The sequence below is a fragment of the Agarivorans sp. QJM3NY_33 genome (assembly GCF_050870865.2).
Taxonomy (GTDB): domain Bacteria; phylum Pseudomonadota; class Gammaproteobacteria; order Enterobacterales; family Celerinatantimonadaceae; genus Agarivorans.
Genome location: NZ_CP194039.2, coordinates 4,338,087 through 4,359,948, shown reverse-complemented (window position 1 = coordinate 4,359,948; position 21,862 = coordinate 4,338,087). Strand labels below are relative to the sequence as shown.

16 protein-coding genes are annotated in these 21,862 nt (G+C 46.6%); 5 read left to right on the top strand and 11 right to left on the bottom strand.

The annotated features are described in order from the left end of the window. Positions 1-2 precede the first annotated feature (2 nt). Positions 3-3,182, top strand: coding sequence for an efflux RND transporter permease subunit (locus tag ACRRSY_RS19555; protein ID WP_432463847.1), 3,180 nt, complete (start codon positions 3-5; stop codon positions 3,180-3,182). Between the two features lie 174 nt (positions 3,183-3,356). On the opposite strand, the gene ACRRSY_RS19550 is transcribed toward ACRRSY_RS19555, so the two are convergent. The 4 genes from ACRRSY_RS19550 to ACRRSY_RS19535 form a co-directional block, all read right to left on the bottom strand. After that, the gene (locus ACRRSY_RS19550) at positions 3,357-3,722 is read right to left on the bottom strand and encodes a rhodanese-like domain-containing protein (RefSeq protein WP_432455899.1); all 366 of its coding nucleotides are present in this window, start codon (positions 3,720-3,722) and stop codon (positions 3,357-3,359) included. Between the two features lie 277 nt (positions 3,723-3,999). Continuing rightward, on the bottom strand, positions 4,000-5,952 hold the full coding sequence (acs, locus tag ACRRSY_RS19545; protein ID WP_432460222.1) for an acetate--CoA ligase: 1,953 nt from the start codon (positions 5,950-5,952) through the stop codon (positions 4,000-4,002). Between the two features lie 194 nt (positions 5,953-6,146). Beyond that, positions 6,147-6,779, bottom strand: a complete 633-nt coding sequence (locus ACRRSY_RS19540) for a 3'-5' exonuclease (protein WP_432463846.1) — start codon at positions 6,777-6,779, stop codon at positions 6,147-6,149. Positions 6,780-6,787: 8 nt separating this feature from the next. Next, positions 6,788-8,587, bottom strand: coding sequence for a DUF294 nucleotidyltransferase-like domain-containing protein (locus ACRRSY_RS19535; RefSeq protein WP_432463845.1), 1,800 nt, complete (start codon positions 8,585-8,587; stop codon positions 6,788-6,790). Between the two features lie 306 nt (positions 8,588-8,893). Between ACRRSY_RS19535 and ACRRSY_RS19530 the strand changes: the two genes are divergently transcribed. Next, on the top strand, positions 8,894-12,427 hold the full coding sequence (locus ACRRSY_RS19530) for a PAS domain-containing hybrid sensor histidine kinase/response regulator (protein WP_432460220.1): 3,534 nt from the start codon (positions 8,894-8,896) through the stop codon (positions 12,425-12,427). Between the two features lie 51 nt (positions 12,428-12,478). On the opposite strand, the gene ACRRSY_RS19525 is transcribed toward ACRRSY_RS19530, so the two are convergent. The 6 genes from ACRRSY_RS19525 to ACRRSY_RS19500 all read right to left on the bottom strand — a co-directional run bounded on the left by ACRRSY_RS19525 (position 12,479) and on the right by ACRRSY_RS19500 (position 18,156). After that, positions 12,479-13,138, bottom strand: coding sequence for a response regulator (locus ACRRSY_RS19525; RefSeq protein WP_432455904.1), 660 nt, complete (start codon positions 13,136-13,138; stop codon positions 12,479-12,481). A gap of 67 nt (positions 13,139-13,205) precedes the next feature. After that, on the bottom strand, positions 13,206-13,814 hold the full coding sequence (locus tag ACRRSY_RS19520) for a LysE family translocator (RefSeq protein ID WP_432455905.1): 609 nt from the start codon (positions 13,812-13,814) through the stop codon (positions 13,206-13,208). 150 nt (positions 13,815-13,964) lie between these two features. Then, positions 13,965-14,339, bottom strand: a complete 375-nt coding sequence (locus tag ACRRSY_RS19515; protein ID WP_432463844.1) for a DUF5522 domain-containing protein — start codon at positions 14,337-14,339, stop codon at positions 13,965-13,967. Positions 14,340-14,409: 70 nt separating this feature from the next. Then, on the bottom strand, positions 14,410-15,306 hold the full coding sequence (locus ACRRSY_RS19510; RefSeq protein WP_432463843.1) for a LysR family transcriptional regulator: 897 nt from the start codon (positions 15,304-15,306) through the stop codon (positions 14,410-14,412). 175 nt (positions 15,307-15,481) lie between these two features. Next, positions 15,482-16,258, bottom strand: a complete 777-nt coding sequence (locus tag ACRRSY_RS19505; RefSeq protein WP_432463842.1) for a substrate-binding periplasmic protein — start codon at positions 16,256-16,258, stop codon at positions 15,482-15,484. A 110-nt stretch (positions 16,259-16,368) separates the two neighbouring features. Next, positions 16,369-18,156 carry a protein-disulfide reductase DsbD gene (locus ACRRSY_RS19500; RefSeq protein ID WP_432455909.1) on the bottom strand — a complete coding sequence of 596 codons (1,788 nt, stop codon included), beginning with the start codon at positions 18,154-18,156 and terminating at the stop codon, positions 16,369-16,371. A gap of 408 nt (positions 18,157-18,564) precedes the next feature. On the opposite strand from ACRRSY_RS19500, the gene ACRRSY_RS19495 reads away from it, so the two are divergent. Further along, complete coding sequence (locus ACRRSY_RS19495; protein ID WP_432455910.1) at positions 18,565-19,047, top strand: FxsA family protein; 483 nt, start codon at positions 18,565-18,567, stop codon at positions 19,045-19,047. 55 nt (positions 19,048-19,102) lie between these two features. On the opposite strand, the gene ACRRSY_RS19490 is transcribed toward ACRRSY_RS19495, so the two are convergent. Then, the gene (locus tag ACRRSY_RS19490; protein ID WP_432455911.1) at positions 19,103-19,285 is read right to left on the bottom strand and encodes a hypothetical protein; all 183 of its coding nucleotides are present in this window, start codon (positions 19,283-19,285) and stop codon (positions 19,103-19,105) included. 327 nt (positions 19,286-19,612) lie between these two features. Here ACRRSY_RS19490 and ACRRSY_RS19485 point away from each other — a divergent pair, with 327 nt between their 5' ends. Both ACRRSY_RS19485 and groL read left to right on the top strand, forming a co-directional pair. Next, positions 19,613-19,903: a co-chaperone GroES gene (locus ACRRSY_RS19485; RefSeq protein WP_432455912.1), complete on the top strand. Its 291-nt coding sequence runs from the start codon at positions 19,613-19,615 to the stop codon at positions 19,901-19,903. 47 nt (positions 19,904-19,950) lie between these two features. Then, complete coding sequence (groL, locus tag ACRRSY_RS19480) at positions 19,951-21,606, top strand: chaperonin GroEL (protein WP_432455913.1); 1,656 nt, start codon at positions 19,951-19,953, stop codon at positions 21,604-21,606. Positions 21,607-21,862: the final 256 nt, after the last annotated feature.

The following is a 21,862-nucleotide window of genomic DNA, read 5'->3' as shown; positions in this document are numbered from 1 at the left end:
CCATGTTTTCTCAGTTTTTTATCAAACGACCGATATTTGCGGCGGTGTTATCGTTATTGGTGTTTATTGCGGGCGCTATTGCGGTGTGGCAATTGCCAATTACTGAATATCCGGAAGTTGTACCTCCTACGGTGGTGGTGACGGCCAATTATCCTGGAGCCAATCCGAAGGTGATTGCTGACACTGTCGCCTCTCCGCTGGAGCAAGAAATTAACGGTGTGGAAAACATGCTGTATATGTCTTCTCAAGCCACCTCCGATGGCCGAATGACCCTCACTGTGACTTTTGCCATTGGCAGTGATGTCGAACAGGCGCAAGCCCAAGTGCAAAGTCGGGTTGACCGAGCCACCCCGCGTTTGCCAGAAGTGGTGCAACGTTTAGGGATCACCACCGAAAAGTCTTCGCCTGATCTGACCATGGTCGTTCACCTGACTTCGCCGGATGAACGTTATGACTTACTCTATTTATCTAATTATGCGGCATTAAATGTTCGAGATGAGCTGGCGCGCATCGAAGGAGTGGGCGCGGTGCGTCTATTCGGTGCTGGAGAATACAGTTTAAGAGTTTGGCTCGATCCTAATAAAGTGGCGGCTTTAGGTTTAAACCCCAGCCAAATTATCACCGCGATTCGTCAGCAAAACCAACAAGCTGCAGCAGGCAGTTTAGGAGCACAACCCAGCGGCGAGTCTGACTTTCAGTTGTTAATCAATGTGAAGGGGCGCTTAGACAATGTAGACGAATTTGAAAACATCATCATCAAAGTGGGCGATCAGGGCGAGATTAGCCGCTTAAGAGATGTGGCTCGGGTGGAATTAGGTGCCAGTAGCTATGCGCTGGGGTCGATGTTGGATAATAAGGATGCTATTGCAATTGGGGTATTTCAGGCTTCGGGTTCCAATGCGATTCAAATTTCGGAAGATGTACGAGCGAGAATGGTCGAATTGGCGAAGGGATTTCCGCAGGGTTTAAGCTACGCCACGGTTTATGATCCCACGGTATTTGTTCGTGGCTCAATTAAGGCGGTGGTTAAAACACTGTTTGAAGCTCTGTTGCTGGTGGTGTTTGTGGTGGTCTTGTTCTTACAAACTTGGCGCGCTTCAATTATTCCTTTGGTGGCGGTACCGGTATCGCTGGTGGGAACTTTTGCCTTCATGCATTTGCTGGGTTTTTCGCTAAACGCGCTGTCTTTATTTGGTTTAGTGCTGGCCATCGGTATTGTGGTAGATGACGCGATTGTCGTGGTGGAAAATGTCCAGCGAAATATTGCCAATGGCTTAAGCCCGGTTGCTGCAACTCAGCAAGCGATGAAGGAAGTGACGGGCCCGATTGTCGCGACCACTTTGGTTTTGGCGGCGGTATTTATTCCGACGGCCTTTATGTCTGGTTTAACAGGACAGTTTTATCGGCAATTTGCCTTGACCATTACCATTTCGACCTTTATTTCCGCGCTAAACTCATTGACCTTGAGCCCTGCCTTGTCGGCCTTATTATTGAAAGGGCATGATCAGCCTAAAGACCGTTTGACTCGGATCATGGACGGTCTGTTCGGTAAATTGATTTTTGCACCGTTTAATCGACTGTTTGATAAAGGCGCCAGCGTCTATGCGGTGATGATTAAAAAAATCATTCGCTTAGCGGCACTGGTTGGGATTATCTATGTGGCTTTGCTCGGGTTGACTGGCTATAAATTTATGAATACGCCAACTGGTTATGTACCTAGCCAAGATAAGCAATATTTAGTTGCCTTTGCTCAATTGCCCGATGCGGCATCACTACAGCGCACCGAAGCCGTGGTGAAACAAATGACAGACATAGTTCTCGCCCAGCCGGGAGTTGCGCACGCGGTGGCTTTTCCTGGTTTAAGTATTAATGGTTTCACCAATAGCCCGAATAGTGCGATTGTGTTTACGCCTTTAACTGATTTTTCTCAACGCCAAGATCCGAGTTTGAGTGCGAATGCGATTGCTGGCGCGTTGAATCAAAAATTTGCGGGCATCCAAGAAGCCTTTATTGCGATTTTCCCGCCGCCGCCAGTGCAAGGTTTAGGCAGCATTGGTGGTTTTAGGTTGCAGATCCAAGATCGCGCCAACTTAGGTTATGAAGCGCTGGCGAATGTCACCATGCAAGTGATGCAAAAAGCTTGGGCGGATCCGGCCTTAGCGGGGATATTTTCGAGTTATCAGGTGAAGGTGCCCCAGTTACAGTTGGATTTAGACAGAACCAAGGCGATGCAGCTGGGAGTGTCTCTGGATGAGGTCTTTACTACCTTGCAAGCTTATATGGGCTCGGTCTATGTGAATGACTTCAATAAATTTGGACGTACCTATCAGGTAAATATGCAAGCAGATGAGCAGTTCCGGCAGTCGCCAGAGCAGATTAGCCAGCTTAAGTTGCGTAATCGTGATGGTGTGATGATCCCCCTTGGATCGTTTATGTCAATAGACTCGGTTACGGGCCCCGATCGGGTGATGCATTACAACGCCTATACCACTGCTGAAATCAACGGTAGTGCGGCAGCGGGTTACAGTTCGGGGGAAGCGCAGGCCGCGATTGAGAAAATCTTAGCGGAGACGCTACCGATAGGGATGAGTTATGAGTGGACCGAGCTAAGTTATCAGCAGCAGCTTTCTGGGAATACCGCGATGTTTGTTTATCCCTTGGTTATTTTGTTGGTGTTTATGGTATTAGCCGCGCAATACGAAAGTTTACGCTTGCCGATGGCCATTATTTTGATTATTCCGATGACCTTACTTTCGGCAATTAGTGGGGTATTGTTATCGGGAGGGGACAACAATATCTTTACTCAAATAGGTTTAATTGTGTTGGTTGCTTTAGCCACCAAAAACGCGATCCTAATTGTCGAATTTGCCAAAGAATTGCAGGATCAAGGTCGTACGGTGATGGACGCCATCTTGGAAGCGGCTCACCTGCGCTTGCGGCCAATATTAATGACATCCATCGCCTTTATTATGGGGGTGGTGCCGATGGTCTATTCTACTGGAGAAGGGGCTGAGATGCGTCAGGCAATTGGTGTGGCAGTATTTTATGGCATGGTTGGGGTCACTGTATTTGGTTTGTTACTCACCCCCTTATTTTACTATTTACTCGCGCGGCGAGTACCTAAGGTAAGCGTGGATAGTCAATCGGCAGTATTCGATGAGACTCATTTGATCGCAAAATAAGCGCTTGTTGTATCATTCACTAAAGGCAGGCTAAATCGCCTGCCTTTGTTATTACTGAACGACTGATCTTTAAGGATGGTTTACTGGCGCAGCGGGTTTATTGTCTGAAGTTAGACTGAATCAAGCATCTAAGATGCAGAGTAGTATCAACCAGCCGTTATCGAGCAACGCCGTTTAGGGCTTTTCAGCCAGCATTTCTTGTAGGCCGCCGCCATTAACCACTTGCTGGTAGCCCATTTGTTGTAATACCTGTAAGGCGTAATTGGCCCGATTTCCTGAGCGACAATAAACGACTATCGCTTGGTTTCTGTCTGTGGTGAGTTGTTCAATATGGGCGGCGACAGTTTGATGAGGCATATTTTGGGCGCCGTTTAAGTGTCCTTGTTGGAATTCATGAGGGCTACGGACATCAATTAGCAATGCCTGTTTATCGGTGATGTATTGCCAGGCCTGCTCGGCTCGTTCAGTGGCTAAGCTGGTAAAGCTTACAACGCTACTGGATAACAGCAGCAGAATTGCCACAATTTTAGTCTTGTTCATATTTTTCCCTACCATGAAGTGAGTCCTATATAAAAACATCAATTTTGATTTGGTTTCAGTTTAATCTTAAGTGACCGCGGATAGTTTGATCTGGTTCCACTACAGCAGGTTTAGCTTGGCCGCTGGATTTTGATCCCAAGCCTTAGGTTGATAGTGGTGAGTCGTTTAAAAATAGGAGGCTGTTTTGTAGAAATGCCAGTTTCTACGCTGTGGTTTTCTCTTATGAACAAAAAAGCCGTTTGCAGTCGATGCAAACGGCTGAATATCGCACTTAGATTTAAGCTGCGTTCGATTTTTCCTGAATTAACTTATCAACCACCGATGGATCCGCCAAGGTTGAAGTATCCCCCAAAGAGTCGGTTTCGTTGGTGGCAATTTTACGCAAAATACGACGCATAATTTTACCAGAGCGGGTTTTTGGTAGTGCTTCTGCCCAGTGCAGGATATCGGGGGTGGCAATTGGCCCAATTTCTTTGCGCACCCAAGCTTTGACCTCTTTGTGTAGCTCGGCGCTGGGTTCTTCGCCAGCCATGAGGGTGATGTAGGCATAGATGCCTTGTCCTTTGATTTCGTGGGGCACGCCTACCACAGCGGCCTCTGAAATCTTCGGATGCGCGACCAAGGCACTTTCAATTTCGGCAGTGCCCATTCGGTGTCCACTCACGTTTAATACATCATCGACCCGACCAGTGATCCAATAATAACCATCTTCGTCGCGGCGAGCGCCATCACCAGTGGTATAGGAGCCGGGGAATGTGGAGAAGTAGGTTTGTTCAAACCGTTCATGATCACCATAAACGGTGCGCATTTGTCCTGGCCAGCTGTCTTTGATGATCAAGTTTCCTTCGGCGGCACCGCTCAGCTCATTGCCTTCATTATCGACCAAAGCAGGTTGAACGCCAAAGAAGGGGCGAGTCGCAGAGCCCGGTTTGAGTTCGGTGGCTCCTGGAAGGGGCGTAATTAGGATCCCGCCAGTTTCGGTTTGCCACCAAGTATCAACAATTGGGCAGCGTTGATCGCCAATGGTACGGTAATACCACTCCCAAGCCTCTGGGTTGATGGGCTCACCCACCGAGCCCATAATCCGTAGGCTACTGCGGCTGGTGCCTTCGATCGCCGCATCGCCCTGAGCCATTAGGGCCCGGATTGCGGTGGGAGCGGTGTATAAAATACTTACCTGATGTTTGTCGCAGACTTCGCTCATGCGTGCCGAAGTTGGGTAGTTTGGCACCCCTTCAAACAAAATGGTGGTTGCGCCATTGGCAAGCGGGCCATAAACCAAATAGCTGTGACCTGTGATCCAGCCAACGTCGGCGGTACACCAATAGATGTCACCTGGGTGATAATCAAAAACATACTTAAAGGTCATGGTGGCATACAGTAAATAGCCGCCAGTGGTGTGCAGTACGCCTTTGGGCTTACCCGTTGAACCCGAGGTATATAAGATAAATAAAGGATCTTCCGCGTTCATGGGTTCTGGTGGACACTCGGCGGCTTGATTTTCGCAGGCTTCGTGCCACCAAACGTCGCGCTTGTCGTGCCAGCCGACTTCTGCACCGGTTCGTTTGAGGACCACCACGCTTTTCACAAACTCACACTCGGGGTGCTCCAAAGCTTGGTCAACGTTTGCTTTGAGAGGTACACCACGACCACCCCGCAAACCTTCGTCGGCAGTAATCACGTATTTTGAATTCGAGTCGATAATGCGTCCTGCAAGCGCTTCTGGAGAGAAACCACCAAACACGATGGAATGTACTGCGCCAATTCGGGTACAAGCCAGCATGGCCACCGCGGCTTCGGGAACCATTGGCATATACAGGCAAACCACTTCACCTTTTTTTACGCCTTGGGCTTTTAGTGCATTGGAAAATTTGCAGACTTGCTCATAGAGTTCTTGGTAGGTGAGCTTGCTGTCTTCGTCTGGGCTATCACCTTCCCAAATAATTGCGACTTCGTTACCGCGTTGTTGTAAGTGACGGTCGATACAGTTAGCGCTGACATTTAGTAGACCATCTTCGAACCATTTAATGCTGACGTGTCCGGGATCGAAGCTGCTATTTTTCACTTTGCTGAAGGGTTCGATCCAATCCAGTAGTTCTTTACCGTACTTGCCCCAGAACAGTTCGGGCTGTTCAATTGATTGTTGGTACATGTCTAAGTATTGTTGATTGTCTAGTAGGCAGTCTTCAGCGATATTTGCTTTAACTGGGTACAGCTTGTGTTCACTCATGTTCCTCTCCTTGCTTCCTCATGATGAGGCGGGATATCGTCAATGACGTTTCGGATTTTGATATAAGATTCGCACTGACGTCGCGTGTCGACAATTAGACTTTTGGTTAATTATTTGTAAAGAATAGTGAAATGTTTTATTAATCAAAGTGCTTCTGATTGTTATCGGTGATAATTGAGAGCCTGCTCACGGTGCTAACCAGACCTTAGCTTGGGGAGTGCCATGGTGGGGCGGGGGCCGTAGGTTAAACGTAAATAAATCATCGCGGCGGTTATTGCATCGTCAATCGCTTGATGACGTCCCGACAGCGGAATATTCAGGCTATTACAAATATGTTCTAAGTCGAGGTTGGGACTGATCCCCACATGCTCGACATGTACCTTGTCGGCAAACATTCTGCCCACATCGATGAGTGGATTGAGTAATTTAAAACCGTACAATTGTCGACAATGGCGATTGAGAATGCGTTGGTCATAGCCGATGTTGTAACCCACGATGGCTCGTGGGCCAATAAATTTGAGCAAGGCTGGCAGAGCGTCTTCGATACGACAACCTTGCTGTAAATCACGATGACGTAGCAGGTGAATTTTAATTGAGTCACCAGCCAGTTTATCGGTGGCTTGGATCTTCGCTTCGAAGGGCTGACTAGTTAAGATTTTATTTTCATCGATCAGTATCGCACCTATCGAAACAATGTCGGCTTGGCGGGTGTCTAAGCTGGTGGTTTCCAGATCGAGCGCGACATATTGCTGACCACGATAACGTTGAAATAACTCGGCGAAGTCGCTGTGTTTATATTTACGCTGATACAGAAAACGTTGCAGCATTACTTCGCCTAGTAATCGCGGATATTGAAGTGTAAGGCCAATTGCTGCTTAAACTTTTTCACCACATGTAAACCGTGGCGCAATAGATCCCGTTGACTATGATTCAATTGTTCCAGTTTAAGGGTGTGATAGTCATGCTCTTCGTCGATCGGGAATAGCTGTTGAATACGTAATTTGAAAAACAATAAGAGAGCTTCGGTGAGATTAGCGGCCATGTCGGCTTCTAGGATCTTAAGTTGAGCCAAACATTCAATTCGCTCTAGGGTATTGGTGGGGATGACTGATTGCTCTAGGGCGAGAGCTCTCACGCCATGAACAATGGGGAAGATGCCGCCTTTCTTGATGTCTAAACCAGCGTGTTTCGATTTGATCTTGCCAAATAGGGTTAGTGGCGTGTGAAATTTTAAGGCCGGTTGAGCAAAAAACGCCAGAGTCACGCTGCGTTTGGCCATTTGCGCCATTAAATCTTTACGCATATGCCGTAATAGGCTTTTATTGCCAGCAATGGCATGGGCATCCAAGATAATGGCGATGTTCATCATGGCTTCACCGTGGCCAATTTCAACCCAGTTGGCGATGGTTTCACTCCATTGACTTTGACTTTGTACCCATTGCGGATTGTTGACCATGATCTTGCCAGGACAAGGCGGATAACCTAGTTGTAGCAGGTAATCGCTGAACTGCTCTAGCTGCTGTTGTTTTTCCGGCCAATCGTAACCATCTTCGAGCACCAGACCGTTGTCTTGGTCGGTCTTAATGATTTGCTCTGCGCGCCCTTCACTCCCCATCACCATTAAACACACATGGCTGTGATGCTCTGGGTCGATGGATAAATCAAATACCCGATGAATGATTTGTTCATTCATGGTGGCCAATAGCTTCATCACAAATAAGGTGCGAATACCATTATTGCAGAGATTTTCCACGAGGCGGTTGAGAGTGAGGGCCGCTTCGCTGAGTTCTTCAATGCTTGAGGCTCGTGCAATACGTAAGGCTAATACATGGGAATGAGTGGAGAAGAGGCTGAGCAGGTGAGACATTTCCATCACGCCAATGATTTTTTGCTCATCTTTTACCACGACTCGTTCGATGTTATTACGAGTCATCAACAACATGGCATTAAATAAAAAATCGCCTTTATTGACACTAATTAAGTTGAAATTAGCTAACTGGCTAACTGGTGTATCCAGCGATTGCTGCACTAATACTGCAGCGTGTAGTAAATCAGTACCAGTTAACATACCGAAGCAACCATCGTGATTAACTAATAGAGATTCGAGTTTTTGTTCACGCATGATAAAAGTGGCTTGTTGGAGTGAGGTTTCCCCTTCAATCACCACCGCTGGCTGCACGTTACGCTCATCGATGCAGGTTAAAATGAATTCGGCTAGATTTTTATTGCCTTCACGGGATTCTACTAATTGATGGCGAGTCGCCAAATCGCGCTGAAAGTAATCACCAAAATCACTGTTTTCGCTGACTAGCTGACGAAAAATACGGCTGGGCAAGGCATAACAGAGGGTTTCCTCTAAGGCGAGGTAGTCATGTTTGGCGTAACCACCAAACTGTGAGCGTACGTCGAACCAATCTTCATGGGTATAGTGAGCGAACACTTCATCATTGTTGTCCGCTCGCTCTTCAACCTGCCCCTTAATAATAATAAACAGCGCTTCTGCTTCGGTGCCAGCAGTCACTATTTTCTGCTGACTTTGAAAATAATGAATATCTAAATTGCTGCTGACCAGTTGCCGTTGCTGAGGCTCTAGTTGGTCAAAAGGTGGGTGCTGGAAGTTGAAATCTGTGCTCATCGCCTCACCATGGGGTAGGATAACTCTATGTCTTGGTCACAGATAAGCATGTCTTTTTTTGTTAGTTTTACCTAGACGACTTTAGTCTAAATCATGCTAAAGCGCGGCCTGAAAGGGGGGCGCGATAGCGATTTGCGCCAGCCCCTGCCCCTTGTTAGGAATGAGTGAGGGATTTGTTTGGTTTTTGAGGCCGTCGCATTTTTGCCGTGATAAAAGTGCTTTTATGTCGAATTAAAATCGACCACCAAAGATAGCCAGCTTTAGGGCTAGATAGGATCTCTGCGAGTCACAAGGAACGGATTCAAGATGGAAATGGTAAGCGAAGGTTGGTTAGTGATTCCGCTGTCGTTGGTTTACTTGGGGGCTTTGTTTGTCATTGCCTACTATACCGATAAAAACCAGAGTGAGCGGCTGCGTTGGCAACCGGCTTTTTATAGCTTTTCGATCGCGGTCTACTGTACCTCCTGGACGTTTTACGGCACGGTGGGGCAAGCTAGCGAAAACCTGCTATCGTTTATTCCTATTTACCTTGGTCCAATCTTGTTGTTTCTATTTGGCTGGAAGCTGTTAGCGCGGCTGATCTTAATTGCCAAGCGTGAACATATTACCACCATCGCTGATTTTATTGCTGCCCGTTACGGTAAATCGCAAACTCTGGCTGTGGTGATTTCCTTAATTTGTATCATTGGTATTTTGCCCTATATCTCGTTGCAGCTGAGGGCTATTGTGATGGGTTTGGATTTGTTTGGTGGCGAGCCAATGCGACAAGCGGTCGGCGAGGGCAGTAGCTCACAAATTGCCTTGTTTGTGAGCATCGCGCTGGCGATTTTTACCATGTTGTTTGGAACCCGCCATATTGATGCGACGGAGCATCACCGCGGAGTCATTGTCGCGATCGCCTTCGAGTCTTTGATTAAATTGCTGGCCTTTGTTTGTGTCGGGCTGTTGGCTATTAGCCTGCTGTGGGATTTACCTGTAGAGGCTCAGCAGGCGGTAGGCGCCTCAATGGGCAATAAATGGCAGCAACTGAGTATCGCCAATGTGAGCGATTTGGTGGTGGCGACATTGTTGGCTATGTCGGCGGTAATTTGTCTGCCGAGGCAGTTTCATGTCACGGTGGTTGAAAATAATCAGGTGAACGACCTACAGACCGCACGCTGGTTATTTCCCGCTTATTTATTGCTGTTGGCGGTTTTTGTATTGCCGATCGCTTTTGCTGGAGACTATTTATTGCCTGCGGGAACTCCTGCCGATAATTTTGTGATTAGCCTGCCGCTGGCGGCTGGGCATAAGATCCTTGGGATGGCGGCCTTTTTGGGTGGGACTTCTGCGGCCAGCGGTATGGTGGTGGTGTCGACCATCGCCTTAGCGATTATGGTAAGCAACGATCTGGTGTTGCCCTTATTACTGAAACAAGGCGGATTAAGTCAACGTAACTTTGCTCAGTTTAGTGAGTTGTTATTAAACGTACGCCGTACCACTATCTTAGTGATCTTGTTATTGGCCTGGGGCGCATTCTTGATCCTTGGAGAGGTCGGGAATTTGGCCGATATTGGCTTCTTGTCGTTTGCCGCGATCGCTCAGTTAGCGATCCCCTTGGTTTTTGGTTTGTATTGGCGAGAAGGCAACCGCACTGGTGTGTATGCTGGTTTATCGGTGGGCATGCTGTTGTGGTTGCTCAATTTATTGAATATTACCGATAGTTTGCCGCATCTATGGCCAAATTGGTGGCTAATGCAGAGTATTGTCGAGGGACTGACCGCTCCACAGTGGGATGGTCAACCCTTAATCTCGAATAATAACTGGGGGGTTGTACTGAGCTTAGTGTGTAATTTGCTGGCCTATTTACTCGGCTCTAAATTATCCAGTCCGGCGGTTTCTGAATGGCTACAGGCCAGCAGCTTTGTGGGGCAACTTGGTAAGACGGATGATGCTGGGGCGCTCTATCAGTCGAAGGTGAGTGTTGAAGAGCTGCACATGCTGTCGTCTCGTTTCCTTGGGACACAGCGCGTTAACGAGAGCTTTCAAAAGTACGCGGCTTCTCGAGGCTTGCAACTGAGCCCTAACCAACAGGCCCCAGTAGAATTAATTGCTGAAACGGAGCGGATGTTGGGCGGGGTATTTGGCTCTTCTTCGGCTCGTTTAGTGCTTGGTTCGGTATTACAGGGGAAGCAAGTTCAGCTGGAAGAGTTTGCTTCAATCGCTGAAGAAGCATCTGGATTGTTGCAATACAACAAACATTTGTTGCAGGGGGCGATAGAACATATCGACCAAGGGATTGCTATCGTTGATATCGAGTTGAAGTTGGTTTCTTGGAATCGTCGTTATACCGAATTGTTTGAATTTCCTCATGGCCTATTAGTGGTCGGGCGTCCTATTGAAGAGGTGATCCGTCATAATGCGATTAATGGTTTGTGTGGGCCGGGTGATATTGAAGAACATGTTGAGCGGCGGGTGGAACATTTACGTCGTGGCTCCAGCCATACTTCTTCACGTGTCCGTTTAGATGGACGCGTGATTCAGGTGCAGGGGAACCCGATGCCTAACGGTGGTTATGTGATGACCTTTAGTGATATCACAACCTTCAGGCAGGCCGAAGATATGCTCAAGCAGGCCAATGAAATATTGGAGGCGCGAGTTGCTCAGCGAACTCAGCAATTGTCTTCGATCAACCAGCAATTGGTACAGGCGACACTGTCGGCTGAGCAGGCAAATCAATCCAAGTCTCGGTTTTTAGCGGCGGTCAGCCATGATCTGATGCAACCGCTGAACGCGGCCAAACTATTTGTGGGTTCCTTACTGGAATCAGAGATGAGTAAAGAAGCCGAATTTTTAGCGGCAAGCATTGATAAGTCGTTGTATTCGGCGGAAGAGATCATTAGTGATTTACTAGATATTTCGCGTTTGGAATCGGGTCGGGTGGAGGTGAGTAATGAACAGTTTGAGGTTGGCCACTTGCTGGACCATATTCATGCAGAATTTTTGCCTTTAGCGCAACAACAAGGGGTTGAGTTGAAGTTGCAAGCCAGCAGACTAACGGTGAGTACCGATAGCAAGTTGCTGCGGCGGATCTTACAAAACTTTTTAACCAATGCCTTACGTTACAACCCTCAAGGGAAAGTACTATTGGGCGCTCGCCGCAAAGGTAATTACCTGCGCTTGGAAGTCTGGGATAACGGTCCCGGTATCGAGAAAAGCAAGCAGCAGCAAATTTTTGAAGAATTTCAACAGCTCAATAAATCGGGCCGAGCGAGAGATGAAGGCTTGGGTCTTGGTTTGGCGATTGCTCAAGGATTTGCTGAATTATTAGAAATTCCGATTGGGGTAGAATCAACCCCCGGCAAAGGCTCGGTGTTCTATGTGACAGTGCCCGTTGTGGAGGCGCTTAATGTCCACAAATTAAGCCCCGTTGAACATGACAATATTAATGTTACCCAAGGGGCCAAGGTGCTGTGCATCGATAATGAGCCCGAGATCTTAGTTGGCATGGAAAGTTTGCTGAGTCGTTGGGGTTACCAAGTGCTGTGTTGTGAAGCGGTCGAAGAAGCGGAAGCGTTGATTGCCGATGGTTGGATCCCTGAGCTGATTCTAAGTGACTACCATCTTGATCATGATAAAACGGGTCTCGAGGCGCTACAGCGGCTGATCCATCAAGGGAAGCTGTCCTGTCATGGCATTGTGATTAGTGCCGATCGTCATACCGACTTGATTGACCGGGTGCGCGCTCAGGGCTTTGCTTACTTAAGTAAACCACTACGACCTTTGCGTTTGAAGAAATTATGCCAACAATTGCTGAACAGTAAAACCGCAGCCAACTATTGGCTGAAACCAAATGCCTAAGCCCCGAATATCATCGAGTCGGATGATTTGGGGGGATGTTATCTCTTCGGCTTAAAGAGGGCTATCTTCGGGTCTAGGCTCTAGTTCTAATTGCTGTAGGGCGATCACGGCTTGAGTCCGGTTTTTTACATTGAGTTTGCGGAAAATCGCGGTCACGTGCGCTTTAATTGTCGCTTCAGAGACATTCAGCTCATAGGCAATTTGTTTATTTAGCAAGCCTTCATTGAGCATCACCAAAACTTTGTATTGCTGAGGCGTTAAGCTGGCCAAACGCTCCGCAAGTGGATCTTGTTCGGCACTTTTTGCAAAACTAATACCTTCGGGGTACCAATCATCCCCTTCGATAATATGTTGGATCGCCGCAACCAATTGCTGCAAGGGGGTCGATTTTGGAATAAAGCCTGTCGCCCCAAGTTGCTTGGCTTTTTGTACAACGCTCGTTTCTTCACTGGCAGATATCACAACAATCGGTAAATCAGGATATTGGCCATGTAAGTGAGTAAATGCCGAAAAACCATTTGCTCCGGGCATTTTTAAATCGAGTAATAATAAGTCGGGCTCGCGTTGGCTATCGAGCAATTCAAGTAAATCACTTACGTTTTCTGCTTCGAGCAATCGTGCATCGGGAACGGCGGTATGCACCGCCTGCTGCAGCGCACTACGAAACAAGGGGTGGTCATCCGCAATAATGATCTTGTAGGTATCGTCCATAATCAGGTGTTTCAGCCTTTTTTTTGACCATAGCACCAAGCGCTTGTGGATTCAATTTGCTTACTGGTTAACTGTGAAGGCCGAGCAAAGTTCCCATCCCGAGTAAGCTTGAACCGCTAAAACGATTAACCCATTGTTGGTAGCGCTGCAGTTTCATTTGTACTCGATGATGAGATAACAAATGTACCAACAAACACCACAACAGGCTGGTTTCGAGTAGTAAGGCGGCAGCCAAAATCAACTTGTCGCTAAACGCGGTCTCGCGACCGATAAACTGGCTAAAGACACTGACCACAAAGACCAGAATTTTAGGATTTAGCAAATTACAGGCAATGCCACTCAGGATGACTTTTTTACCCGCCTGGGGCTGTGAAGCTTTGCCAATTTTAAGTCCTTGTGGGCGACTGAGTAGGGTTTTAAGACCGATGAAGATCAAGAAACCTGCGCCACTCCAACGCAGGATTTCAAATAGTAGCGGGGATTGTTGGATGAGCAGTGATAAACCCGCGATAGCGAAGCAAATGTGAATGCTAAAGCCTAATAACACACCACATGCACATAGACTGGCTTGGCGCTTACTTTGGGTCGCGTGGCGAAGCACCATCACCATGTCTGGGCCGGGGCTGAGCATGCCGAGTAGGTTAATTAATAATAATGCACTTAAGGCTTCGAACACCGGATTAATCCTTGCAATTAAAGAGCTACAGATGAAACAGCGGCTAGTGTAAGAACTTAAGTGAAATATTAAAATGGAATTATTGATATCTAAAGTATTCCATTTTGGAATTCTTTGGTGAGGCTTAGAGGGTTGGTGTTGGCTGGGTATTTATTTTGGCCGTTGGCGCTTAGGATAGGGACAGTTTCTACAGCCATTGCCACAGCAACTGCCTCGCTTTAGATGATACCAAGCACTAAACACCATTAATCCGTCTTTTTCTTGATAATCGATGTGCTGCTGTAGCGGGCTTTGATTATTTTGGTAGCGTTGAGCTAAGGCTAATAATTCATGGTGTGGCATGGTTTGGCATAATTGGTCTAGTTTTTGGCTGAGTTTTTTAGCCAAACAAGGGGCGCAATAACAGCTTTGCTCACTTAAATCGGCACTCACTGGCAAGATACTGGGCATCTTCATACACCAGCAATTTTTGTCGGCACTGCAATTGAGGGCTTGTCCACAGCCGGGACAAGTGTGCTGGCTCATATCTGTTCTCTACTCGATTAACTTATAAATGTGGCCCAGTGGCTTGTTTTAGCTTAACGGCTTCTCTGGGCTAAGTCATTGCTTGGTGTAGTTGGTGCCTAAACCAGCTATGGGCGGGATCGTGATGGTTACGATGGTGCCAAATCAGTGAGTAGTCGAAGCCGCTCGCAGTAAAAGGTAAGTCGACAATCGCTAGCGGACGTTGTTTGATTAACTGCTCAGCAATTTGGGCTGGCATGGTTAGAATGAAACGAGTCTCGGTTAAGATCTGCAGGGTGGCGAAGTACGATGAAGCTTTGAGCTGTATTTGCCGTTGTAAACCTTGTTGATTGAGGTAACGGTCGATTTGCGAGTTTTTATCGGCGCCAGTGGTGATGATTGCATGTGGATAACGGCAATAATCGGCTGCGCTGGGCGAACTGATATCGAGGTAAGGATGATGTTTATGCATCAAACAGACGAGATGATCGCTGCCTAAAGTGATGGCGTGCAACTCACTGCTATCTTGTGGTGGCAAGGTTAAACCTAGGTCAACTTCACCGCTATGTAATAAACGGCTGGTGGTGTGGTCCCAGTTACATAGTTCAACATTGAGTTGGGGGGCTTGCTGGTAAATTTTACTTAAGACTTTGGGTAATAAATGTTCGCTGACATAGTCAGAGGTTGCAATACAAAAAGTACGTTGGCAAAGGCTGGGCTCAAAGGCTTGTTGATGCAACAGGCTTTCTACTGAATCTAATAACGGGGCTACTTGTGCTTTTAATTCGAGGCCCTTAGGCGTGGTTTGTAATTGTCCTTGCACCCGAACTAATAGGGGATCGCCAAAAACATCGCGTAATTTGGCTAAATGCTTGCTCATGGCTGATTGACTCAGGTGCATTTTTTCGGCTGCACGAGTCACACTTTGTTCTTGCAACAGATAATATAAGGCACTGAGCAGGTTTAAATTAATTCTTCCAGGTTGCATAGGTCGCCTCAAGTAGGGATGGGGGCTTAGCTTAACTGGCTCGCGGTTCGCTGTATAGTGCGCTTGAATTCCGCCAATGAGTGGCTCGCCAGGGCTGCTTGTCACGCGCCTGGTTTGTTCGAGCAAGCAGCTGACCGCCCCCTGACGGCATCAGCCAAAATAAATATACAGCCTGTCACTGAGTAGGGCGAGAGGTTGCTAAGCTTGTTTGCATGTACTTATCAAAAATAGCTTGATAACTACCGTTGGCTTTTAGGGGGTCCAGAGCGGCTTGCCAGCGCTGAATTTCACTATCCGGCAGGTCTTTGTGAGCGGCGATATATAAGTCGGAGCGAAATACCTGAATCGGTATTTTCTCGATGCGCCGCATATCGACGGCCAGCATACGCATGTTATGGCTTACCCCTAAGTCGGTATCGCTTATGGCAATATCTGCGCGCCCTAGCAGGAGTTTCTGATACACCTGCATGCTGCTGGTGGCTGTCATATCAAGGTTCTCGAAGCCCTGCTCTAATAACAGACTGGGGATGATGCCTTGATGGCGAGTCGCAATACGTTTAACGCGTTTAAGGTCGGCTAAACTGTCTACAGGAATGCGATGGCCTCTGCGCTTATAGAAGTAAATGCTGCCGTCACTGAGTGGACCAATCCATTTGTATTGCTGTTCCCTGCTGGGGGTGCGAAACAGCGAAAACATCATGGTTTGAGGACGGGAATTAAGGACGCGGGTGCTCCTCAGGCTTGGTAGCAGTTGGATCTGATAGTCTTCGTTCAGTAGCTTGAGGATGCCTGCTACTATTTCGGTAGAGAAGCCTACCAGTTTGCCATTTTCTTGGTAATTAAACGGAGCCCATTCCTCGGTTACCAGTAGCATGCCTGGTTTGTCAGTGGCGACAGACAGCGCAATATTGCTACAGCATAGCCATATCAAAAGGAGTAATTTTATGCGCATATACCATCCTGTTACTTGTGCGCCGGCCTTTTGGTTTACGCCAGCGCCACAGCCCTTGCACTGCAATTACGGATCATTACGGGGCTGTTGTGCTGCTCATTTAGCTTAATTTATAAGCCGTTTAGCAGTAAATGCGCATTAAAAGCTTCGGCGTTCATAAATCCAGTGATGCGCGCTTGCTGTAGCTCTTCTCCGCTTGCATTAAATAATAGCAGAGTGGGCAAGCCTAATACTTGGTAATGTGTGAGTAATTTGATCGAAGTGGCGTCGGTTGTTGTGACATCGGCTTGTAGCAATACCATGTTGTTGAGCTGTGCAGCGACCAATGGATCACTAAAAGTCTCTTTTTCAAAGGCCTTACAGGCGGTGCACCAGTCAGCATAAAAATCAACTAGTACTGGTTTTGCCTGGGCCGCGGCTAAATCGAGCTGCTGTTGCATTTCCTGCAAATTAGCCACTTGAATAAATTTCCCCTGTGGCATATTGGGCGCTTCATGCCACCAAGTTTGGCTGGCCCACAATAGGCTAATCAGCATGCAACCAAGAAGCAGTAATTGGCGCAGTGTTTGCCAAGGGCTGAGCGGGCTCAGCCGATTTTGATGGTAGTAATAGCCACTGGCCCCGAGAATCAGCAACAGCCATAGCCCTTGAACGAGTGATTCGGGAATAAAGCGTTCCAATAGCAAAATAGCTACGGCTAATAACATCACTCCAAAGAAGGTCTTCACGTGTACCATCCAAGCGCCGACTTTGGGTAATAATTTGCCACTGCTGGCGCCTAGTAACAGTAAGGGCAGGCCCATACCAAGACTTAAACTATAAAGGATCAGAGCCCCGAGCGCGAGATCCCCTGTTTGTGCCACATAAATGAGAACCCCTGATAAGGGCGCAGCAGTGCAAGGAGACGCCACTAAACCCGATATCATGCCCATGATAGCAGCACCGGAGAGAGAGCCAGCTTGTTGCTGATGGCTGAGCTGGTTGAGTTTTTGTTGGATGCGACCGGGGAGTTGTAGGGTAAAAACGCCAAACATGGACAGGGCTAATAGTACAAATAACAATGCTAAACTAGCCAAAATAGCAGGATGTTGTAGCGCGGCTTGAAACTGTAGGCCAGCACTGGCAACCACTAAACCTAAGCTCGTAAAGGTGAGCGCCATGCCTTGCACGTACGCCAAAGATAGGCGAAAAGCGCGCTGAGTGCTAAGTTGTTTACCCGGGCCAGCAATAATCCCAGTTAAAATAGGGTACATGGGGAAAACGCAGGGGGTAAATGCTAAACCGAGCCCCAAAATAAAGAAGAGTAATATATTCAACCAAATGTTGTTGTTGGTGAGTCGCTCGGCCAATACCCATTGCTGGCTAATCGGCTCACTTACCTTGAGGCCGGAGGGGCTTGGCGTTGCTTGCGCTACAGGAACTGTGGTGGATGGCTCGATATGATTGCTAAGAAAGGCTTCTTTGATTTGCGGTGGATAACATAAACCGGCTTTTGCACAGCCTTGATAACTGACTTCAATGCGAGAGGCATCGCCGAGTTGTGCGAGTGGGATGGTGAAGCTCACATCCTGTGGGTAAATCTGCACTTGGCCAAAATAGGGGTCATCATAGGGCTGTGCTTGAGGTAAGTAGTGACTGAGCTCGATTGGCTTATCATTGACCTTCACGCTAAATTGCCGCTGATAAAGATAGTAGTGAGGGGCCACTTGCCAGTTAAGTTGCAAGCCACCATCTTGTTCTAGAAAATTAAAGGCAAAGGCACTATCGACGGGCAAGAATTCTTCTGCATTACTCGTCACCGAAGGCTTGAGTCCTGGTAATTGATTAAGCAGACTTTCGGCATGCAGTGTAGAGCTGAAGTAAAATGCCAGTATGATGATAAAAATTCGTTTTGCCATGTGAGGTCTTTTCTCGCTCCCTAATCAATATACAACCCTATAAAGGTCATCCGAAAATCAGTATGCCGTTCAATCAATACTTACGAGAGCATCGGTCTTGGAAGTACTTTTTTACGACTCATGATAGACAGACCTCAGTTGCGACAAAATAATAACACAAACCCTGATTTTTTTGCTTGCTGAGGATTTTGTTCGAAATCGTTGCATTTTGCTGATTGGTTTTATAAATGTGGCTTGTTCATTTTTCGAGGTATTCATTTCTTAGCGTAATAATGTGTATCATTCAAGATAAATAGCACTGACGATATCAAGCAGACAGCCTTTAAATTTGCGCTGATGCTCCCCATATTTTAGTCTTAGCAGATAAAGCATTGTTTAGTGCTTTGCCATTTGAAGAGGATTTCTCCCTTGTTTTTATATATTTTTTTGTTATTTGCGGGTCTGTCATACGCTGAAATCTTTGTACTAATTAAGGTGGGTAGTTTGATGGGAGCGCTTCCTGCGATTGGATTGACGATCCTCACCGCAGTCGTCGGAGCCTCTTTAGTTCGTAGTCAAGGCCTACAAACCGCCTTCCAAGCACGAGCGGCGATGGAGCGAGGCGAAACACCTGCGCAACAAATGTTTGAAGGCCTGATGCTGATTGTTGCTGGCGTGATGTTGGTGATGCCGGGATTTATTACTGATTTCTTCGGTTTATTGTTATTGTTCCCGCCACTACGCGCAGCTTTGGCGGCTCGATTTTTGAAATCGCAACTATTAAAAATGCAAACCATGAGAAATCAATCACCAGACTTTGGGCAAGAACAAGAAACGGGGCCAGCCAATATCAAAGATGTCGACAAGTCTGGAAATGTGATTGAAGGTGAGTTCGAAAGAAAAGATGATTAAAAAAATAAGGGCTTATAGCCCTTATTTTTGAGTATGCTTGGTTGAGCAATCGATGTTAGTGTTTAGTGGTTACGACTCTAGGGTTCATCCCCATGCTCGTTGACAAAAAACTACCAAACTCGTCGGAGCGAAGATGTTCTTCCGCTTCTGCTACGCTACCTTGAAAAGGTACATAGACGGTTTTTTCTTTAGAAAAGAAACCGCTTAAACGCTCGAAGGCAATATAAATTGGCTGCATGCTTAGTGCTCCCGTTATTACGCTAATAAACTGAACTGGTTGTTATTAAGTTGTTATAGTTTTGTGTTAAATGATGTTTTGTATGACCAGTCGGTGTGATCCTGCTCAAATTTCAGCTTAAATTCAAGCGTTTTTTGTACAACTTGTCGATGAAAATGTTTTCAGATTGATTTCAGTTATATTTTTTCGATAAAAAAATAAAAAATTTTCTATCCCCCCTTGTATGCGCAACTAACGACCCCCATCTTATTTGCAAGATTAAGTTTGTAACTCTGAGTTACATATACATGAACAAAACACGATTGTTTTTTTAAAGGAGAGATCGCAATGAATATCCGTCCGTTGCATGACCGCGTTATCATCAAACGTAAAGATCAAGAAAGTAAATCAGCTGGTGGCATCGTGCTTACAGGATCTGCAGCAGAAAAATCAAGCCGTGGCGAAATACTCGCTGTAGGTAAAGGTCGTATGCTAGAAAATGGTGAGTTACTTGCCCTAGATGTAAAAGTGGGTGACACCGTTATATTTAACGAAGGCTACGGCACTAAAACTGAGAAAGTTGACGGTGAAGAAGTATTGATTATGTCTGAATCAGACATTCTTGCAATTGTAGAATAATCTCCCTTTTTCGATAGAGAAAACAGAACTCATTTTAGGAAAAAATCATGGCAGCTAAAGACGTATTATTTGGTAATGATTCTCGCGGCAAAATGTTAGCGGGCGTAAACATTCTAGCAGACGCAGTAAAAGTAACTTTAGGTCCGAAAGGTCGTAATGTTGTTTTAGACAAATCTTTTGGAGCACCGACTATCACTAAAGATGGTGTTTCGGTTGCAAAAGAAATTGAGCTAGAAGATAAGTTTGAAAACATGGGCGCTCAAATGGTGAAAGAAGTTGCTTCTCAAGCCAATGATGCCGCTGGTGATGGAACAACTACTGCAACTGTACTTGCGCAGTGTATCGTTAACGAAGGCCTAAAAGCCGTTGCCGCAGGTATGAATCCAATGGATCTGAAGCGCGGTATCGACAAAGCTGTTGTTGCAGCTGTGGCTGAGCTTAAAAACTTGTCTGCACCTTGTGCCGATACTAAGGCGATTGCTCAAGTTGGGACTATCTCTGCTAACTCTGATACCACCGTGGGTAATATCATTGCAGAAGCAATGGAAAAAGTAGGTAAAGAAGGCGTTATTACTGTAGAAGAAGGTCAAGCTCTGACTGATGAGCTAGACGTTGTTGAAGGAATGCAGTTCGATCGCGGTTACCTGTCTCCTTACTTCATCAATAACCAAGAAAATGGCAGCGTAGAGCTAGATAGCCCTTACATTTTATTGGCTGATAAGAAAATTTCTAACATCCGTGAGTTACTTCCATTGTTAGAAGCTTTGGCGAAAGCGGGCAAACCTTTACTGATTATTGCCGAAGATGTTGAAGGCGAAGCCTTAGCCACACTAGTTGTTAACAACATGCGTGGTATTGTGAAAGTTTCAGCAGTAAAAGCCCCTGGGTTTGGTGACCGTCGTAAAGCGATGTTACAAGACATTGCGATCCTAACCAACGGTACAGTGATTTCAGAAGAAGTTGGTTTGGAACTTGAAAAAGCGACTTTAGAAGATCTTGGTAGCGCTAAGCGTGTAGTGATTACTAAAGATAACACCACCATTATTGATGGTTTAGGTGAAGAAGCTGCGATTGAAGGACGTGTTGTACAAATTCGTCAACAAATTGAAGATACCTCTTCTGACTACGACCGTGAAAAACTTCAAGAACGTGTTGCTAAACTTGCTGGCGGTGTTGCCGTGATTAAAGTGGGCGCTGCGACTGAAGTTGAAATGAAAGAGAAGAAAGCGCGTGTTGAAGATGCGCTACATGCGACTCGCGCTGCGGTTGAAGAAGGTGTGGTTGCCGGTGGTGGTGTTGCGTTGGTTCGAGCTGCGGCTAAAATTATTGACCTTAAAGGTGATAATGAAGAGCAAAACGTTGGTATTCGTGTTGCGCTTCGCGCGATGGAAGCCCCACTTCGTCAAATCGTTGATAACGCAGGTGATGAATCATCAGTGGTATGTAACAACGTGAAAGAAGGTGAAGCTAACTACGGCTACAATGCTGGTACTGGTGAATATGGTGACATGTTAGCAATGGGTATTCTTGACCCAACTAAAGTGACTCGTAGTGCCCTTCAATTCGCTGCATCGATTGCAGGCTTAATGATCACCACTGAGTGCATGATCACTGATAAGCCTGAAGATAAAGCTGCTGGTGCACCTGATATGGGTGGCATGGGCGGTATGGGTGGAATGGGCGGTATGGGCGGCATGATGTAATCATAGCGCCAGCTATCCATAGAAACTCATAAAGTTTCAGAAAGCCCGTAAGGCATTGCTTTACGGGCTTTTTTGTTTCTTAAGTCTTTGCTCTTTCAAAGGCTGGGTGCCCTGGAGTGAAAGCTTTAAGAATGAACTAGCAATGCCCAGCGGCCTGTGGGTAACAGAAGGTATCCTAAAGCATGTTGAGTAAGTCAAATAAATTGACTCAGTTGCTGAGGGAGCCTTTTATATTTGCTCTCTTTTATACTATTTG